Here is a 17647-nt window from a genome sequence, read left to right as displayed (position 1 = left end):
AACGAACTATATTAACGCCAGCACACTCAGCTGGCGTTATTTTTATCTTATCTTGCTACTGTGGCTTACTGAGCATGTTATACCAATCGCATTAGATTAAAATCGACCGGTATAAATAAACGTAATGGTGTTTATTCCACCGTCGTCAAGATCAGTACCTAAGCCAAATCGCAGTGCAGAATGTGCGTTTAGCCAATATTCGCTTTGTAGCTCCACAATAGACTTATCGAACTCATCCTCTCTTAATCGTGCAGACACAGCAACCTGCCAATTCTTTGCAAAATAATAGCCAGCATTGACTTGCCAGAAATCAGACTCTGCCGCAACTTTTTGCATTTTCACATCCCAGCCAACACCATTACTGACTTCGGTATAGCGGAAAAACGGCGCAAAGACAGTTTCAGTACTGTCTTCGTCCATAGCAAAGTGACGAAATTCGGAACGCTGGCTAATAAGTGTGAGTCCTAATTGCATCGTATCACTTACAAAACGCCCCACTTGCGCTATAGCTATTGTGTCTCGCGTTGCAGTAGAGTCAGCTGAATCATCTCGAAACTGAGTAACATCGAACGCCACTCGCCAATGTCGTTTAATGAAAAACTCTGCATCTGCTTGATATAGCTGCCAATCATCATTTTGAAATCCACCTGCTGAAAAATTATTACTTTTTTGCACATATCCCTGTAAACGATAAGGCGTGTCGGTATCCTCTAGTGCTTGTAGATAATGTTTATATTGAACGCCTAAAAATCCATCTTCTATTTCTAAAAATTCACCAAATCCAACGCTCACTTCATGTGAATTGGCTAAGCTGAAACTTGAATAAAGTAATAGCCCTACCAGCGATAATGCTTTCATATTTTCCCCTTTACGTTAATGCAAAGATTGTAACGATGAGAAAAAATCGCCATAGTAAAAAAGTGTAAGCATATGTATCTAAAAGAGAGACGTTTATGTCAATTTGGTTTAAACCCGTAGACTTAGCTTTATGTAAATCGTTGGAAGAAGGCATTTCTGGTAAAGGGACACTCATGAAGACCTTAGGTATAGAAATCAGTGAGGTAGGCGATGATTATTTGGTTGCTACTATGCCCGCAATCCCACAACACCATAACCCCATGGGAATGATACACGGTGGTGCCAATGTAGCACTGGCTGAAACCGTTGCGAGCTATGCAGCAAACTTTGTTGTCGATACCGAACGGTTTTATTGTGTTGGACAAGAAATAAATGCCAACCACCTGAAAGCTTCTCGAACAGGTACGTTGACCGCCACTACTCGCCCTGTACATCTAGGAAAGCGCTCGTCAGTATGGGAGATCCGCATTAACAATAGTAAAAATGAACTGTGCTGTATTGCTAGAATGACCGCTGCGGTGATATCGCGTTAAAAGTTGATCTATCACAATTTCATAAAATCAAATCCGCCTCATTATTATTGCACCATACAAAATAGTGAGGTAGCTATGATGTCAACTCAAAAACTTTGGCCATTGCACGTGCTCATAGTGATAGGGCTGGTTTTGATTTTTACAGGCCACACCATATTGACGACTGAGTGGCTCAATGAGCTTGGACCAAAAGGGTTTGTGCTCGGTGCAAGCTGCATTGCTATCGGGCTAATTTGTTCCTTACCCACTAAAATCTATCTCACCATTTTACTGATGCGTCGTGAACACAAAGATTAACGCACTTATTTGATCTTAGGGTATATTTACAGCACCCAAAGTGACTATATTTATATTGGTGTGAATCAGTGGATAAAATCGACACGCTTATTATCGGTGCAGGCGTTGTAGGCCTTGCAATTGCAGCCAGACTTAGCCACAGTCGTAGCGTTATTGTGATCGACAAAGAAACTCACTTTGGCGAACATACCAGTAGCCGTAATAGTGAAGTGATCCATGCTGGGATTTATTACCCTAAAGACAGCCTTAAGCAGCGCTTGTGTATTAACGGTAAGGTACTCCTCTACGACCGTTGCCAGCGACTTAATATTCCATGTCAGCAGCTCGGTAAATTTATCGTCGCCACAAATGCAGAAGAGGCGCAGCAACTCGCACGTATCAAACAAGCAGCGCACAACAACTCTGTCACTGATGTTGATTTTGCTTCTACTCACACCATTAACCAACACCTCAGCGATTTAACTGTCCACAGCGCACTCTTTTCTCCTTCAACAGGTATTCTGGACAGCCACCAGCTGATGCTGTCTTTAGTTGCAGAAATTGAAGCCAACGGGGGGATTGTTGCAACCCAAACAGAGTTTATCCAATCACAGCAAACCGCTGTAGGCTTTACCGTAACAATGCACTGCAACAATGAGCACTATACGCTCAGCTGTGAGCAGCTGATTAACTGTGCAGGACTAACAGCACCGGATGTGATGGCGAAGATAACGGGCAGCAGTAAGACGCAAGCAAAGGCGTATTACTGTCGTGGTCGCTATTATCGCTATCAAGGTAAGCATCCATTCGCTCACCTTGTTTATCCAATTCCAAATACTCACGGTTTAGGGATACATGCTACGTTAGATTTAGCGGGGCAAGTAAAATTTGGCCCCGATACTGAGTATGTTAACAACATAGATTATCGTTTTGATGACGCACAAAAGGCACAATTTGTGAGAGCAATAAAACAATACTGGCCGGGTCTTGACCCAAACCGACTGACACCAGACTACACAGGGATCAGACCGAAGCTAGACCGCCATCAACAAAGTGACTTTGTTATTGAGTTTGAGGCCACGCATGGTATTGCGAACTTTGTCAATTTGATGGGAATTGAATCTCCAGGACTGACCGCCTGCCTTGCAATTGCAGAATATGTTGAGCAGCGCTTATAGCCTGCTCAATGGTTTTCCTTCAACGCCTCGTCAATCTTCTTGGCTCTTTCGTCCATCAGTTTTTGTACATTTTTTGCGTCATCCATTACTTGCTTCACCGCCGCAGGGTTTAACGCTGTTGGCAATGCCGTAGAAGTGGTTTTACTTGGTTCTTGTGACGACTTACGCGTTAGAATGCTCGTATCTTCGGCAGCCACCACAGTGATCTTGTCCTCATCAATTTGATATGCTTGAGAATGACCAGCTGGGTTTGGCTTGTCAGAATAATGCCATTGCCCGTTCTCATCTTGCCAACGATACACTTTCACGCTTTCTTTGACCTCTTGCCCTTCGTTGGTGACCAGCTGCTGAGTGTGTGATTTAACTTGCTCAAAGGCATTGGTACTGTGTTGTTTAAGCTTGGCGGTGCTCTGCTCAACCGACTCGGTGATTGCATCAGTACTCAGCCAAGGTTTTCCGTCTGGTCGCTTCAATACAAATAAACACGCCACGGCCACCAACATAATCATAATCATCAAATAACTTGCTGCTTTCATTCTCACCTCCTCACTTTCCTTAGAGTCCATACTTTAGCAGTATTTGATTAAATTTTTCCGTTTTTTTAAAGTCGATAAAAAAGCGGTTAAAGTCATCGCACAACTGCTTTGCCCGTTGCGTTTGGCCAAACTGTAATTGCAATGGAGCACGTCCGAGACTCCACGGATCGTGATCAGACCTTTTAACTTAGGATGTTTAAGCTGATACCAGCGCAAGGTGGGCTTGCCGATGATAGAAAACGCTATCGATTTATGACTTCCCCCAGCCAAGACAGACAAAATATCGCTTTCGGAGTAATAGTCCTTACGTTGCAATGTATCACTTTCAAAATAAGACTCTAGCTGCGGGTAGGTGTATCCAAAGCGACCCAAAAATAAATGGGCTTTTACGTCTGCCACATCAAATTCTTCGGCTTGTCTATGCGTAACAACCACATCTTCGATGATGTAAATTGGGTCGCTCCAGCACATTTGCATCGTGCCACGATACCACTTTTCCGACTCCATACGCACATCCACATTGCCTTTTTCGATTGCAACAGATGAGCGCTTTTCGGGATAAATTAGGTAGTTTGGTTGGTAGTTATACTGACTTGCAAAGTGGTTGAACACATCAATGATCACCCCTTGATCTGATGCATGCTCGATGGTGAATGGCGGGTAATACTGCACTGCAAAGTTAATAAACTTGCCATCAAGGGAAGCATTTGCAGCTTGCGCATAGTGCGATAACAAATAAAACGCAATCGCACCGATAGTCTTGGGGAAGTAGATCAAAGCCACCTCCTAGACTTTGAATAAATAATAGACTAAGTATGACCGATCACAGCGAATTTCCAAGTCAAAAAAATGAGGCCATACTCAACATTATTCATGCATATTGAGGTGCTAGATGCCATCCCCATCTATATGAAGGCCACACTCCCGATTAAGACCAAAGAACCGCGTTTCTTCTTCCGTCATGCCTGGTTCTAATTTACGCGTAGTATGTACATCTCCCATAGAGACGTAACCTTGCTCCCACAGCGGGTGATAAGGCAGGTCAAACTTGGTCAAATACTGATACACATCACGGTTATGCCAATCGATAATTGGGTAGAATTTTACCGTACCACGACTTAACTCAACAATGGGTTTATCGGCACGCGTTGAAGACTGTTGACGACGCAGGCCACTAAACCAAGTACCAGCATTTAAGTCCTGTAATGCCTGACTCATCGGCTCAACTTTATTCAGCGTATTGTACTTCTTGATACCAGCTTCGCCCTGCTCCCATAGCTTACCATGCACTGCTTCTTGCCACGCTGGACTCTGCTTAGCACGGTATACTTTTAGATTAAGCGACAGGCGTGCCGATAGCTCTTCAATAAACTGGTATGTTTCAGGAAATAGATAACCTGTGTCGGTAAGTACCACGGGGATATCAGGCCGTTGTTGCGTCAACAGGTGTAACATGACCGCCGCTTGGATACCGAAACTCGACGATAAAAAGTGCGTCTCAGGTAAATGCTCAAGTGCCCAAGCTACTCTTTGTTCAGCCGTTTTATCAGTCAACAAGGCATTAGCGTCAGCCAGTAGCATTTGCTGTGTAGCACTGTCCAAAGTCAATATTTGCTTAAAATCACTCATTTTTCTCATCCACTGGGCAGCGCAAAGCTGCCCTATTTAAATCAAGCGTAAAAATCGGTTTTAGAGACTTTCACTTCAGCGACTATTTCTTTACGAATAACAAAATCGCCAAAGCATTCGTCTTCCTGACGTTCGCTCACCCATTGACCAATTAGTTCATCTAGGGCTGGAAGGAAGACATCTTCAGCTACATTTTCCAAATACAATTTTGGAATACGAGTGCCTTCACGGTTACCACCTAGATACATGTTGTACTTACCAGGACCTTTCCCAACAAAACCCACTTCCGCTAGCATTGCGCGGCCACAACCATTCGGGCAACCCACAACACGGAGAATAATATTCTCGTCTGCAACACCATGCTTTTCTAATAAGCCTTCCACTTTAGTCACTAGGTCCGGCAAATAGCGCTCAGCTTCCGCCATCGCTAATGGGCAAGTTGGTAGTGATACACAAGCCATTGAGTTCTTACGTTGCTCAGAATGGTCATCGTCGATCAAACCGTGTTCACGAGCAATTTTTTCGATTTCCGCTTTATCTTCTAATGCAACGCCTGCGATAATTAGATTTTGGTTAGCCGTCATGCGGAAATCGCCTTTGTGGATTTCTGCAATTTTACGGCAACCCGTTTTCAACGGCTTGTCAGGGAAGTCTAAAATACGGCCATTTTGAATAAATACCGTCAGATGATGTTTACCATCAATCCCCTCAACCCAACCAAAACGATCGCCACGGTGAGTAAATTCATAAGGACGGGTTGGCTCAAACTGCATACCTGCACGCTTTTCAACTTCGGCTTTAAACGCTTCCGTACCAAAAGTATCTAAGGTGTACTTAGTTTTCGCATTTTTGCGATTAACCCGGTTACCCCAGTCACGTTGTACCGATACAACGTGCTCGGCTACCGCTAAAGTATGTTCAAGCGGGATAAAACCAAAATCATCGGCTTTACGAGGGTAAGTGTTAACGTCCCCATGAGTCATGGCAAGACCACCACCTACAAGTACGTTAAAGCCAACTAACTTACCTTCTTGCGCAATAGCAACAAAGTTCAGATCGTTAGCGTGAACATCCACTTCGTTGTTAGGTGGAATCGTTACCGTCGTTTTAAACTTACGCGGAAGGTAGGTATCACCTAGGATAGGCTCAGCTGTCGTTTCTGTTTTTTCACCGTTTAACCAAATCTCAGCATATGCTTTGGTTTTTGGCAGCAGGTGCTCCGAGATCTTAGCCGCCCACTGATAAGCCTCTTGGTGTAATTCAGATTCAACCGGATTAGTTGTACACAGTACATTGCGGTTAACGTCACCCGCCGTTGCAATAGAGTCGATACCCACACTGTGCAATAACTGATGCATCCCTTTAATATTAGGCTTTAATACCCCGTGAAACTGGAAGGTTTGGCGGGTAGTTAAACGAATACTACCGTACATCGTTTTATCCGCAGCAAACTCATCAATCGCCAACCATTGGTGCGGTTTGATGATACCGCCAGGCATCCGTGCTCGAAGCATCACATTATGTAATGGCTCAAGACGCTGCTTTGTGCGCTCAGGACGAATGTCACGGTCATCCTGCTGATACATACCATGGAAACGGATCAGCTGGAAGTTATCAGCAGTAAAACCCCCTGTTAACTGATCGGTCAGATCCGTTGAAATAGAGCCACGTAAGTGGGCACTTTGTGACTTCAAACGCTCGTTATCAGAAAACTTCGCGCTTGAATCGAGCTTACTATTCGGTTTGATTTCAGAATTGCTCATTGTCTTTCCTACATTATAATTGGCTGACGGTATAACAAGACGCGTTAGTAGACGTCTTTCTGATAACGATTTGCGCTACGCAACTCTTTAAGATATTGCTCAGCTTGCTCATCATCTTTCCCTCCATGGGTTTTAATGATGTCGATTAATACTTGGTGTACATCTTTCGCCATTCTGCTGGCGTCACCACATACGTAGAAGTGAGCACCCTTTTCTAGCCATGCAAACACTTCTTCACCTTTCTCGCGCAGTTTGTCCTGCACATAAATCTTTTCAGCTTGGTCACGGCTAAATGCCAAATCTACATGAGTCAACAAGCCCGACTTCACGTATTTTTGAATTTCTACCTGATACAGGAAGTCTTCCGTAAAATGTGGATTCCCAAAGAATAACCAGTTTTGACCTTCTGCTTCACGAGCTTCACGCTCTTGTAAAAATGCTCTAAAAGGCGCAATACCAGTACCAGGACCCACCATGATCACCGGTGTTGTGTTGTCTGTCGGTAGCCTAAAGTTGTCATTGTGCTCGCTGAATACTTTCACTTTAGTGCCTTCCTCAGCGCGATTTGACAGATAACCAGAGCAGCCACCAAAATGCTTTTCACCAAATGCATCAAACTCAACTAACCCCACCGTTAAGTGCACTTCGTCTTCTACCTCAGCTTGGCTTGAAGCAATGGAGTAAAGGCGCGCTTGTAATTTGCGACAGCAGTCGACTAATGCCTGCGCTTCAATCGTTGCTGGATTTTGCTTAATGACATCAAAGATTTGACGCGTTTCAATATAACTACGCAACGCGGCTTTGTCGTTTACCAACGCCGTTAATTCCTCATTCCCAGTCGCGATAGCATATTTCTCGACAAACCCAGGATATGACTGCGTGAGTTCAAGGTGCTCCACAAGAGCCGTTTCTAGTGAGACTTCTAATTCACCTACCTTGACGGTTTGTGATTTATCTAGTTGCAGTAGTGCTAAAATGTTCGCGACTTCTTGAGGGTCATTTAGGAAGTAAACACCAAGTGAGTCACCCGGCTGATAGGTAATGTCTGACCCTTCTAATGAGATCTCAATATGACGCACATCTTTACTTGAGTTTCTACCCGTGATTTTTTGCACGACGCTTAATTCAGCTGCGAAAGGGTTTTGCTTAGTGTACTGACTCGCTGCGGCCTGCGGTGCGCCAAATGGCATACTGATAACGTTTCCACCACCAGCTTGTTGCTGAGCTTTCAGCTCCGGCTCTAAAACATCTAATGCCTGCGCTATCCATGCTTGCGCTTCGGCTTCATAATCCACATCTAAATCAGCACGCGGAATGACAATTTCAGCGCCAAGGGCTGCTAGGCGTGCTTCAAAATCTTTTGCCGTTTGGCAAAAGAACTCATAGCTTGAGTCGCCAAGGCCAATTACCGCTTGCTTCACACCTTCAAGTTTAGGCGCTTTTTTACCAACTAAGAATTCATGTAATGCCTCTGCATCTTCTGGTGGCTCACCTTCACCATAGGTTGAAACGGCAATCACTAAAAACTTTTCTTTCTTCAGGTTAGCAGGCTTGTAATCCGCCATGTTCACAAGCTTAGTCGTTAAGCCACGCGCTTCGGCCTGTGCTTTGATTTGATTAGCTACTCCTTTTGCGTTGCCAGTTTGTGAACCAAATAGAATAGTCAGTGGTGCGGCATCTCCTGCGCCCGCAGTTGCCTGCCCGGCGACGCCAGATAATGCAGCTGAATTTGCGGTTGCAGCTAAATAGCCACTCACCCAAGCCTGTTGAATTGGATTTAACTCTCCAACTAAGCCTTGTAGTTTTTGCAGTTGTTCTTGTGTCAGCGGACTTGCTGCAGCATTAAGTTGACTTAACAACATCATGGATCCCCGTACCCAAAAGGTTTGCTTGCTCATTGCATAACTGGCTCGCGCAAGGCGCAGCCTACTTTTATAAGCCTGAAGCATACGTGGCAAAGTCGGAGATCAAAAAGAATAGAATCTGCTTTTATATTCCTTTTAGTTATTGATGATTGAAAAGTCCAAAGAAAACAGCTTAAAAGAAGTGCGATATTTAACCACCAAAAAGATTAACATTATCGTAACAGAGTTGATGCAAAATCAACCTGTCAAAACCGACAAATCAATAATAGAGATAAACATAATAATGAGACCAACAATGAAACACGGGAAATATAAATACCTGATCTTAGGATCATGTTGCGCACTGCTTAGCGCAAACCTTGCCGCACAAGTCAGCAATGGTGGATTCGAAAACTGGAGCGGACAAGCGCCTAGCGGGTGGACCACAATAGACTCAGGCATTACACTCTCTGCAACCACTTCTTTGGTAAAGGAAGGCAGTTATGCTGCGGCAGTCCAAGTGACTACCACAACGCAAAGCAGTACTGACTTACAACAACAGGTAAATGTCGAAGCCGGTAAAAGCTACCAATTTAGTAGTTGGGTTTACCACACTGAAGGAGGAGTTAAAGCAAGAATGGTCGTAGATGGCTATCATGGCTATTCTGATCAGTTTAATGTTGGCCAATGGCAGCAAATAACCCACACCTACACCGCAACGGCAACCAAAGCAATCAATGTCGGCTTGCGTTTTTATGATGGCACTGGCTTTGATGGCAATGAAATTGTGTATGTTGATGGTTTTGAGCCGAGCAACACCACACCTGAACCACCACAGAGCTGCCAAAACCATACTGTCAGCCTTACGTTAGTGACGGATAATTATGGCAGCGAAACAAGCTGGCAAATCACCAACGGAGTAAACAGTATCATTGCCAGCGGCAGCGACTATAGCAACAATCAAACCATCAATGAAAACTTATGTCTGAATGACGGCAATTACACTTTTAGTATTTTTGATAGCTATGGCGACGGTATTTGCTGCTCTAACGGCAATGGCCAATATACTTTAACTCAAGGTGCAACTAACCTGGCATCCGGAGGCCAATTTAGCAACCGTCAAGATCATACTTTTACGCTTGGCACGACACCACCTCCGCCTTCGGGTGATGGTTATTACGCTTCAACTGTGGGACTAAGTGGCTATGCATTAAAAACCGAGTTACACCGTATTATCCGTAATCACCAATCACAGGGTTACTCCGCCATCTGGCATTTTATCGATCAGAACGAGCGTGATCGCTACTTCGAAAACGACAACAGTATCTTAGATAGATATTCAGAAAAGCCTACTACTGGTGATAGTGTCAATTATGTGTCTACCGGTTCACAATGTGGTAGCTACAGTGGTGAGGGTGACTGTTACAACCGAGAGCACTCTTTTCCGAAATCTTGGTTCGGCGGTAAAGTGGAGCCAATGAACTCTGATATCCATCATATTTTTGCCTCCGATGGCTATGTGAATGCCAAACGCAGTAACTTTCCGTTTGGAGAGGTAGGCAGTGCATCATATACGTCAAGCAATGGTAGCCGTGTCGGTTCTGCATCCGGCATACAATACAATGGTACGGTGTTTGAGCCAATAGACAACTTTAAAGGTGACTTTGCTCGCGCTTATTTTTACATGGCAACTCGGTATCAAGATGTCATTGCTAACTGGCAGAATAATACCAGTTACAGTAATGACGTGCTCAATGGCACGCAAAATCAAGTATTCGAAAGCTGGGTGGTAACTATGTTAAAGCGGTGGCACAACGAAGATCCTGTTGATGCCCTTGAGCAAGCACGCAATCAAGCTGCCTATGAGTTTCAAGGTAATCGCAATCCATTTGTAGATCATCCTGAGTTTGTAGAGTCAATTTGGTAACAAAGAAAAGGCCAGTTTACTGGCCTTTTTTCATTATTACTGTCATCGCTATATTTAGCGTGGGTTGATAGTTAGCGGTTCAATCGTTACTTTTGCGTTACCACTGGCGCCCATATGCCCGTTGTAGGTTTGCCCTTCAAACAAAGTGTAAAATACGTCAACATAGTCATCGTCGTTGGTAAACCAGTGACTTGGCATTGCTTTGATTAATTGATTCGTCAGTTGCGGGATCAAGGCATAACCTTGCACATTTGGATCAGGAATGGCGCGCATCACTTGGGTAACAATATCGAGCAAGGTAGTAGCTAACTCTTGATAGTTGGTATTGTCATCTTGTTCCATCAATAATAGATCAGCCGCTTGCCAACGATATCTTTCCCAGTGAATAATAATTTGATTTGGAGTGTAATCAGTTCCGTCATGATCCAGATAAGGCATATCCACAATATCTAGCACGGGCTCATCTCGAGATGGGTTAACCCCAGTCACTACCCCGTATACCTCTGCCGCTCCAGATACCCAAGGTTCTTCGTCGTCATTTAGCCTAATTCTTTTTAACACACTGGTAGAGATAGGCTGTGCTTCATCAGTAGTTTGTAACTTTGCAGAAGGCATGACAAAGCCTCGCTCAGCAAATACTCGCTTCATGACCTCAAGCCCTTCAGCCTTTGCTTTTTTCCCATCAAGTTCAACAATAAGCACTGGACGCTCTGGCATTTTGTGGGCGTCCAGTAAATGTAACTGCCCAAGTTCATCAAATGCTTCTACATATTGCCAATGCTTATCATCACCTTTTGGAGCAAACGCAATAAGTGGTGCCTCACCTTGTTGCCACTTTGTTAGCATTTCGCTAGACGCAAGACGTAGTTGATATAAGTTTGAAGTATGATCAGTAAGCCCTTTTAGCGAACGAGTATACTGGCTAGCTTCACTCATCACTTGCGCTGTATTTTTTTGAACCTGCAATTGCTCGAGTGAAACTGTATCTTGATATTGGCTCAGCTGTGTTTGCACTTGCGGGCCAATCTGATTGAGAGATTGGGCAAGCTCCTTCGCTATTTGCTTCTTAATATCGACAATTTGAACCGGTGCGGCGTTGAATTTATCAAGTTGCTGAAGTGTGCTGTACGCATTTATATTATGCTTATCAGCTGCAAAGCTAGAGAAAGACGCTCCACCGAGCATCGCGATCATTATTGTGGAAAAGGTTACATGTTGTTTCATCTTGCGTTCCTAGAAATAATCCGTGAAATCGAATAAGCAAGATAAAACAACAAAAATAAATTATCAATAAGTTAACACGGTTAACATTTAAAACAATTTATTCTAGACTTTAGAGTTTTTATACCAATATCACTTAGTGGCATGAAATGATTATGATTCTTCTACCGGGTAGATAGTGATTTCAATGCCAGCTCCAATTGCCGAGATTCTTAGCAACGTATCGGCATGCAGTGCTTGTGAGAAACATTTCGGAGATTTTCCTGAGTTAAATCCAATATCAAATGTACGCTTGGTACAGCTCAGCCACTGTTTCAACGCCGCTTTTGAACAGGACTCTATCAGCTCACATAGCTGGTTAATGGCTTTATCAGGTGTTAGCTCACTGGTGTTCGCTTCAATGCGGGCGAGTTGACGGAAGTCATCTTGGTCGTAATGCAGGACGATAGCGTTTTGCTTCAAATCCGAAACCAGTGCGCTGATATCTTGCTTTGATTCCAGTTCCAAATCGACATTTAAAAATTGAATTTCAGACATGTGTTAAAAGCTACCTTGTAAAACTAAGTTTAGTAATGGCTTACTAATCAGAATGATAGGTCATTACCTATGGACAATGCGACAATATGTCACATTCTAAGTACCGTGCGTTATAGTTATCATACTCACGAACAACTAGAATAACATATTGTGATGATTAAAAAACTGCTAAAACCTGCACGTAAACTCCACAAGTACCTCGGTTACCTGCTGTTTCTCCAGATCTTTGCTTGGTTACTGGGAGGACTGGTTATGAGTGCCATTCCGCTAGAGAAAATCCATGGTAAACACCTTGTCAAAAGAAGCTTAGTAAACCCATTCACAACGTCAGACTATCAAGCTGATTTAAACCAAATCGCTACTAACGTGGGACAGATCTCACAACTTCAGTTTAGCCATGTGCTTGATATGCCGATTATTAAAATCAATCAGGATGAAGCGCTGATTTTCAATGGTATCACTGGCGCTCCCTTGTCCGCGCTGAGCCGAAAACATGTGATACAACAAGCTAACAAACATCTGTTGATAGATGCAGAGGTGAAGCAAGCCGAGTTGCTTGAAACTGGCCCTCGAGAAGCAGGCTATAGAGAAAACATCTGGCGAATTGAGTATGACGATCCCCTTTCCACCACCCTTTATCTCACTGCGAATAGCGCAGAAGTGCTAACGGTTCGCAGTACATTGTGGCGTATTTTTGACTTCTTTTGGATGCTACACATTATGGACTATGATGAAAGGGAGGATTTTAACAACCCGCTACTAGTGTCTTTTGCTGCCACCAGTGTGCTGTTTTGCCTCTCAGGATTACTATTATTGCTACAATCTCCACCTTGGCGTCAACGGCGAACCAAGTTCGCGAAGTAAACTGAACTTTGGGCTATGGCAGCATTGATAGCTGATAGTGTTATATCCCTGTTTGCATTGATGATTTTTTTGATATAGTGACATTTCCTGTATTCCACCCTTTGGTGAGAGGTTATGTCACGATATTACTGTATTCTCTTATTGAGTTTATTTGCCTTTACGGCACATGCTCAGTCGTTCACTTCTTTTTATCAAGCCAAGCAATATTTATCAAAGCAGGTCTCTGACGAAACTCGCACCTTATATTGTGGCTGCAACATTAAAAAGCAGGAGAAGAAGCTAGTCCCCGACACTGCAAGCTGTGGTTATACGCCAAGGCTTCCATACACTAGAAGTGGTAAAGTAAATGCTCGTGCACATCGTATCGAGTGGGAGCACATTGTATCTGCATGGGAGTTTGGACACCAATTGCAGTGTTGGCAAGACGGTGGTCGAAAACACTGCCGAAAAGTCAGTGAGCAATTTAGAAAAATGGAAGCTGACATTCATAACCTTGCCCCCGCCATTGGCGAGGTCAACGGTGACAGATCTAATTTTCGCTTTGGTATGTTGCCGAGTACGGAAGCCAAATACGGTGCCTGTCCTGTTAAAATTGATTTTAAACTACGCCGAATTGAACCTCCACACTATGCAAGAAAGCGCATTGCTGAGGCGTATTTTTATATGGAGAAAACCTATGGGCTAAAAATTTCAGCCCAACAGCGAAAATTGTTCACCGCTTGGCAGAAACAGTGATTGCGAGAAAAGCGAAGCAGTGCTAGTTTTTAGTTATAAAACTAAAACAGGAACGTGAATACGATGCAACGTATTACTCTAGTTTTCGCATCAACAGCGATGAGCTTATTATTAGCGGCGTGCGGTGGCGGCGGCAGTGACTCATTAGGCACTAGCAACCCTAACGACAACTCAGGACAAACCGAGCCACCTACGTGGACATTTAACCAATTCTCCCCTTCGAGCCAATTTATCAATTACTGTGCGGCCCCACGGACTGGAACGGATCCATACAATAATGATCAACCGTACCCAGATAGAGCGGGCACAGCCATGCACGAAAAAATGTGGTTACGTTCGTTCACTAACGAAACCTACCTGTGGTATGACGAAGTAGAAGACAATGATCCGACACAATTTGACACTGTCATTGATTACTTTGACCAGCTGAAAACCAATCAAAAAACTGCAAACGGCAATGATAAGGATCGATTTCATTATTACGAATCTTACGAAGACTTTCAAAAAGAAGCACAATCTGGTGTGACAACTGGGTATGGCATACGCTGGGCGGTGATCTCAAGCGCTCCACCACGTAACTTTACGGTTGCTGAGGTAGAGCCTGATTCACCAGCAGCCGAGGCTGGAATCATGCGCGGTGATAAAGTGCTATCGATTGATGGCATTGACTTTGTTTCAGGCTCCAATATTACTGTACTTAATGCAGGCTTGGCTCCGGCGCAAAGTGAGCCGCACGACTTTGTATTTGAAGATACTGACGGTAATGAAAAGTCTGTTACGTTAACTTCTGACGAAATCAATATATCTGCCGTAAAAAATGCCCAAATCATAAACTATGGCGGTAAACGCGTAGGCTATGTGCAATTCAACCAGTTTATCCCAACAGCGCAAACCAACTTGATCAAAGCCTTTAGTGACTTTGTAACTTCTGATCCTGTCGACGAATTAGTACTCGACATGCGCTACAACGGCGGTGGTCGCGTTGTTATCGCGGCTCAGCTAGGCTACATGATAGCGGGTAATAATAGCCTAAATAAAACCTTCTCCTTTAGTACCTTGAATGATAAGCGTACAGCAGAAGAAGAACGAACAGAGTTTGAGCCTCGAGTCATCAATTGGGCAGAAAATAAGTTTACCTCAACCAATTTACCTACGGTTTCTCTACCTAGGGTCTATATTCTGACAACTCGAGGTACTGCTTCTGCGAGTGAAAATGTAATCAATGGATTGCGCGGTATTGACGTTGAAGTTTTCCTTATCGGTAGCACAACACAAGGGAAACCATACGGGTTTGTGCCCGCCCAGAACTGCGGCACGGTTTACTACACTATCCAGTTCGGTTCTGAAAATGCCAAAGGGTTTGGTGACTATGCCGATGGCTTTACCCCTTCGGGCGCTTCAAGCAATGGGGAAATAGGTCTGTCATCACAGGTGCCTGGCTGTATTGTCGCTGATGATTTCTCAGAGCCATTAGGAAGTCAAAATGAAGATTTGCTAGCCGCAGCGCTTACGCATATCGACACAGGTCGTTGCCCTGAGTCTATCCAGCTTGCACCTGCCGCGTTCCCGCAACACGAAGTGCAAGGAGAGCCTGTGACCTTGCCATTGCACCCTATGCGTAACCATGCGATTTTGCTAAAGCCTGAGGAGCCATAGTGATGAGGGGGCAACAAAGCCTAAAAATTGTTGCTTTGGCTGCTCTGCTGCAAGCGTGTAGTAATACGCCTGTATCAACTCAAGCAGAAGAAGCGGTGCTTACCGCTTCTTCTCCAGAAGTCATTCAACAAATTAAACAAGCCATAGTCAAATTAAAAGGTGGTATTGCGCCAACACTCTCAAGTAGTGTATTTCAGCAGCGCCCTACGCTGCTCCTTGAGCATGGTACAAGCCTTCAAAATGATGGCATCCCGATACTAGGAGCCCATGACCTTGCGTATGAGAGCTTTGTTTTGCAACTGCGTGGCTCTCAATGTGTGCTGTATTACCCCAAGAATCAAACCTATGTCCCCCTAAATAAGGTATCTTGCGCTAGGTTCATACCTTAACTTTTACGGTCAGTGAAGTGACGTTTTAACACGTCACAGAACGCTTGAACCTTGGCTGTGCGGTGCACTAAAACATGGGTCACTAACCATACCTGACTTAACCACGTTAACTCATCTTTTAATATGGGTTGAAGATCAGGATAGCGTTTCGCCACATTGTGTTGTAACCCTCCGATACCCAGTCCATTTACAATCGCTCGAGTTGCATCTGAGGTTTCAGAAACCCTGAGCGTGACTTGAGAATCTGGAATATGCTCATCTACCCAGGCAAAATAGGGAACTCGTGCATTAAAACCAGCGACACCAGAAACAAAATAATGCCCGTTTAATGCATCTAAGGTTTTTGCCACTCCCATCCGCTTAATATAGCTCGATGACGCATACAAACCTGCCTCCAACGTACTTAAGTGTTGCACAATGTAGTCTGGTTCATCAGGCTTTGGCCCTGCTCGCAGTGCAACATGTGCTTGACCGTGATCCAATCGCAAACGCTTTTGGTCAAGAATAACTTCAAGTTGCACTTGAGGGTGTAACTGTTGAAACGTCAAACAAGGTTCTGAAAGCATATCCATAAAGCCACTTACCGTCGTCACCAACAACTTCCCTCTCAGCTGGCTGTCTGAAGCCGCAATCGATGTGCTTAACTCCATCAAGCGTTCATCAATTTGACTGGCTGTTACTAGTAGCTTCTCACCCGCTTGAGTCACTTGATATCCTCGAGCATGACGATGGAATAGTCGCGTACCCAGTGCGGTCTCTAAACTATTGATACGCCTAAGTACGGTACTATGGTGTATTTCCAACTCCTGTGCAGCAGCCGACAAAGTGCCAAACTTAGCCACTGTGTAAGCAACCTTTAGATCTTGCCAATCTGTAAATTTATCCATTACCACCTCTGTGCATATATGCACATAAGCTTTGCGTTTATTTCGCTTTTATGCAAGAAAAATTTTGCTACTATAAATTCAACGAAACAAAATAAGGTATCAGCAAGATGACTACAGCAAAAATTATCGCCCTAGCAGGCAGTTTAAGAAAAGACAGCTACAATCAACTCCTCGTTCAAGCCGCCGCCAATTACGCATTGGAAAGTGGGGCAGAAGTAGAAGTGATCAAATTACAAGATTTAGATATCCCGATGTTTGATGAAGACTTAGAAGCACAAGGTACGCCAAAAGGTGCGCAACTGCTGAAGGACAAACTTCGTGATGCCGATGGGATTTTATTAGCCAGCCCTGAATACAATGGCTCATTCACTGCGGTTCTTAAAAACGCAATTGATTGGGCTTCACGAACAGAGCAAGGTGCAGTACCCGCCTTTAGAAATAAAGTGGTAGCCCTTTATGCTGCATCACCGGGCGGCCTTGGCGGACTGCGTGGCCTAAACCATGTTCGTGACGTTCTTTCAGGGATCGGCAGCTTGGTTCTAGCAGATCAGCTTGCTGTACCTAGCGCTTTTAACGTATTCGATGAGCAAGGAAAAATTAAAGACCCAGAACTGGCAGAAAAAGTATCTAGTCTCGCGCTGCAACTAGTGTCAGTTGCAAGTAAACTAAAATAAAATGTAGATAGCTCCGCTCATATCTTGCTATGGACGTTTAGCTCATGCACACTAAGCGTCCAAAGCGAATTAAGGGATTATATCAAGCGTAAAGTCGTCTTTAGCAAATTGGTATAATGGATATAAATAACAGGAGCTAG

Annotated in this window: 18 protein-coding genes; 9 read left to right on the top strand and 9 right to left on the bottom strand. The window is 44.1% G+C overall.

Annotated features, from left to right (window positions below):
* Positions 1–96 precede the first annotated feature (96 nt).
* A complete protein-coding gene (locus CEX98_RS15675) occupies positions 97–858 on the bottom strand; it encodes a hypothetical protein (RefSeq protein ID WP_099642976.1) in 762 nt (253 codons plus the stop codon).
* A gap of 95 nt (positions 859–953) precedes the next feature.
* On the opposite strand from CEX98_RS15675, the gene CEX98_RS15670 reads away from it, so the two are divergent.
* The 3 genes from CEX98_RS15670 to CEX98_RS15660 all read left to right on the top strand — a co-directional run bounded on the left by CEX98_RS15670 (position 954) and on the right by CEX98_RS15660 (position 2845).
* Positions 954–1391 (top strand): PaaI family thioesterase, encoded by a 438-nt coding sequence (locus tag CEX98_RS15670; RefSeq protein ID WP_099642975.1) that lies wholly within the window; start codon positions 954–956, stop codon positions 1389–1391.
* 78 nt (positions 1392–1469) lie between these two features.
* A complete protein-coding gene (locus CEX98_RS15665; RefSeq protein WP_099642974.1) occupies positions 1470–1688 on the top strand; it encodes a hypothetical protein in 219 nt (72 codons plus the stop codon).
* Between the two features lie 68 nt (positions 1689–1756).
* On the top strand, positions 1757–2845 hold the full coding sequence (locus CEX98_RS15660) for an NAD(P)/FAD-dependent oxidoreductase (RefSeq protein WP_099642973.1): 1089 nt from the start codon (positions 1757–1759) through the stop codon (positions 2843–2845).
* A gap of 5 nt (positions 2846–2850) precedes the next feature.
* On the opposite strand, the gene CEX98_RS15655 is transcribed toward CEX98_RS15660, so the two are convergent.
* The 5 genes from CEX98_RS15655 to CEX98_RS15635 form a co-directional block, all read right to left on the bottom strand.
* Complete coding sequence (locus CEX98_RS15655; RefSeq protein WP_242441725.1) at positions 2851–3381, bottom strand: DUF4124 domain-containing protein; 531 nt, start codon at positions 3379–3381, stop codon at positions 2851–2853.
* A gap of 33 nt (positions 3382–3414) precedes the next feature.
* The gene (locus CEX98_RS15650) at positions 3415–4158 is read right to left on the bottom strand and encodes an amino acid ABC transporter substrate-binding protein (RefSeq protein ID WP_242441724.1); all 744 of its coding nucleotides are present in this window, start codon (positions 4156–4158) and stop codon (positions 3415–3417) included.
* 111 nt (positions 4159–4269) lie between these two features.
* Positions 4270–5010 (bottom strand): phosphoadenylyl-sulfate reductase, encoded by a 741-nt coding sequence (locus CEX98_RS15645; RefSeq protein WP_099642972.1) that lies wholly within the window; start codon positions 5008–5010, stop codon positions 4270–4272.
* A gap of 41 nt (positions 5011–5051) precedes the next feature.
* Positions 5052–6773 (bottom strand): assimilatory sulfite reductase (NADPH) hemoprotein subunit, encoded by a 1722-nt coding sequence (cysI, locus tag CEX98_RS15640; protein ID WP_099642971.1) that lies wholly within the window; start codon positions 6771–6773, stop codon positions 5052–5054.
* Positions 6774–6817: 44 nt separating this feature from the next.
* Complete coding sequence (locus CEX98_RS15635) at positions 6818–8635, bottom strand: assimilatory sulfite reductase (NADPH) flavoprotein subunit (RefSeq protein WP_099642999.1); 1818 nt, start codon at positions 8633–8635, stop codon at positions 6818–6820.
* A 298-nt stretch (positions 8636–8933) separates the two neighbouring features.
* On the opposite strand from CEX98_RS15635, the gene CEX98_RS15630 reads away from it, so the two are divergent.
* Complete coding sequence (locus tag CEX98_RS15630) at positions 8934–10544, top strand: endonuclease (RefSeq protein WP_099642998.1); 1611 nt, start codon at positions 8934–8936, stop codon at positions 10542–10544.
* Positions 10545–10598: 54 nt separating this feature from the next.
* On the opposite strand, the gene CEX98_RS15625 is transcribed toward CEX98_RS15630, so the two are convergent.
* The gene (locus CEX98_RS15625; RefSeq protein ID WP_099642970.1) at positions 10599–11768 is read right to left on the bottom strand and encodes a DUF3103 family protein; all 1170 of its coding nucleotides are present in this window, start codon (positions 11766–11768) and stop codon (positions 10599–10601) included.
* 150 nt (positions 11769–11918) lie between these two features.
* Entirely contained in the window at positions 11919–12302 is a 384-nt protein-coding gene (locus tag CEX98_RS15620; protein ID WP_099642969.1) for a hypothetical protein, read from the bottom strand.
* Positions 12303–12455: 153 nt separating this feature from the next.
* On the opposite strand from CEX98_RS15620, the gene CEX98_RS15615 reads away from it, so the two are divergent.
* From CEX98_RS15615 to CEX98_RS15600, 4 genes are all read left to right on the top strand, one after another.
* A complete protein-coding gene (locus tag CEX98_RS15615; RefSeq protein WP_099642968.1) occupies positions 12456–13166 on the top strand; it encodes a hypothetical protein in 711 nt (236 codons plus the stop codon).
* Between the two features lie 114 nt (positions 13167–13280).
* Positions 13281–13901, top strand: coding sequence for an endonuclease (locus tag CEX98_RS15610; protein WP_099642967.1), 621 nt, complete (start codon positions 13281–13283; stop codon positions 13899–13901).
* 63 nt (positions 13902–13964) lie between these two features.
* Entirely contained in the window at positions 13965–15557 is a 1593-nt protein-coding gene (locus CEX98_RS15605) for a S41 family peptidase (protein WP_099642966.1), read from the top strand.
* Positions 15558–15559: 2 nt separating this feature from the next.
* Positions 15560–15946: a hypothetical protein gene (locus CEX98_RS15600; protein ID WP_099642965.1), complete on the top strand. Its 387-nt coding sequence runs from the start codon at positions 15560–15562 to the stop codon at positions 15944–15946.
* On the opposite strand, the gene CEX98_RS15595 is transcribed toward CEX98_RS15600, so the two are convergent.
* The gene (locus CEX98_RS15595; protein ID WP_099642964.1) at positions 15943–16833 is read right to left on the bottom strand and encodes a LysR family transcriptional regulator; all 891 of its coding nucleotides are present in this window, start codon (positions 16831–16833) and stop codon (positions 15943–15945) included. The two genes, CEX98_RS15600 and CEX98_RS15595, sit on opposite strands and share 4 nt — an antisense overlap.
* Before the next feature lie 107 nt (positions 16834–16940).
* Between CEX98_RS15595 and CEX98_RS15590 the strand changes: the two genes are divergently transcribed.
* Entirely contained in the window at positions 16941–17507 is a 567-nt protein-coding gene (locus CEX98_RS15590; RefSeq protein WP_099642963.1) for an NADPH-dependent FMN reductase, read from the top strand.
* Positions 17508–17647: the final 140 nt, after the last annotated feature.

This window comes from Pseudoalteromonas piscicida (assembly GCF_002744175.1).
In the GTDB taxonomy this organism is placed as follows: domain Bacteria; phylum Pseudomonadota; class Gammaproteobacteria; order Enterobacterales; family Alteromonadaceae; genus Pseudoalteromonas; species Pseudoalteromonas piscicida_B.
The sequence above is the reverse complement of the archived record's forward strand: the minus strand, read 5'-3'. Positions and strand labels throughout refer to the sequence as shown.

Bases quoted from the DNA above. Each gene is read 5' to 3' on its own strand.
- CEX98_RS15655 (WP_242441725.1), bottom strand. From the start codon at position 3,381: ATGAAAGCAGCAAGTTATTTGATGATTATGATTATGTTGGTGGCCGTG.
- CEX98_RS15645 (WP_099642972.1), bottom strand. From the start codon at position 5,010: ATGAGTGATTTTAAGCAAATATTGACTTTGGACAGTGCTACACAGCAA.
- CEX98_RS15595 (WP_099642964.1), bottom strand. From the start codon at position 16,833: ATGGATAAATTTACAGATTGGCAAGATCTAAAGGTTGCTTACACAGTG.
- CEX98_RS15605 (WP_099642966.1), top strand. From the start codon at position 13,965: ATGCAACGTATTACTCTAGTTTTCGCATCAACAGCGATGAGCTTATTA.
- CEX98_RS15635 (WP_099642999.1), bottom strand. From the start codon at position 8,635: ATGTTGTTAAGTCAACTTAATGCTGCAGCAAGTCCGCTGACACAAGAA.
- CEX98_RS15620 (WP_099642969.1), bottom strand. From the start codon at position 12,302: ATGTCTGAAATTCAATTTTTAAATGTCGATTTGGAACTGGAATCAAAG.
- CEX98_RS15590 (WP_099642963.1), top strand. From the start codon at position 16,941: ATGACTACAGCAAAAATTATCGCCCTAGCAGGCAGTTTAAGAAAAGAC.
- CEX98_RS15615 (WP_099642968.1), top strand. From the start codon at position 12,456: ATGATTAAAAAACTGCTAAAACCTGCACGTAAACTCCACAAGTACCTC.
- CEX98_RS15610 (WP_099642967.1), top strand. From the start codon at position 13,281: ATGTCACGATATTACTGTATTCTCTTATTGAGTTTATTTGCCTTTACG.
- CEX98_RS15625 (WP_099642970.1), bottom strand. From the start codon at position 11,768: ATGAAACAACATGTAACCTTTTCCACAATAATGATCGCGATGCTCGGT.
- CEX98_RS15675 (WP_099642976.1), bottom strand. From the start codon at position 858: ATGAAAGCATTATCGCTGGTAGGGCTATTACTTTATTCAAGTTTCAGC.
- CEX98_RS15630 (WP_099642998.1), top strand. From the start codon at position 8,934: ATGAAACACGGGAAATATAAATACCTGATCTTAGGATCATGTTGCGCA.
- CEX98_RS15600 (WP_099642965.1), top strand. From the start codon at position 15,560: ATGAGGGGGCAACAAAGCCTAAAAATTGTTGCTTTGGCTGCTCTGCTG.
- CEX98_RS15665 (WP_099642974.1), top strand. From the start codon at position 1,470: ATGTCAACTCAAAAACTTTGGCCATTGCACGTGCTCATAGTGATAGGG.
- CEX98_RS15670 (WP_099642975.1), top strand. From the start codon at position 954: ATGTCAATTTGGTTTAAACCCGTAGACTTAGCTTTATGTAAATCGTTG.
- cysI (WP_099642971.1), bottom strand. From the start codon at position 6,773: ATGAGCAATTCTGAAATCAAACCGAATAGTAAGCTCGATTCAAGCGCG.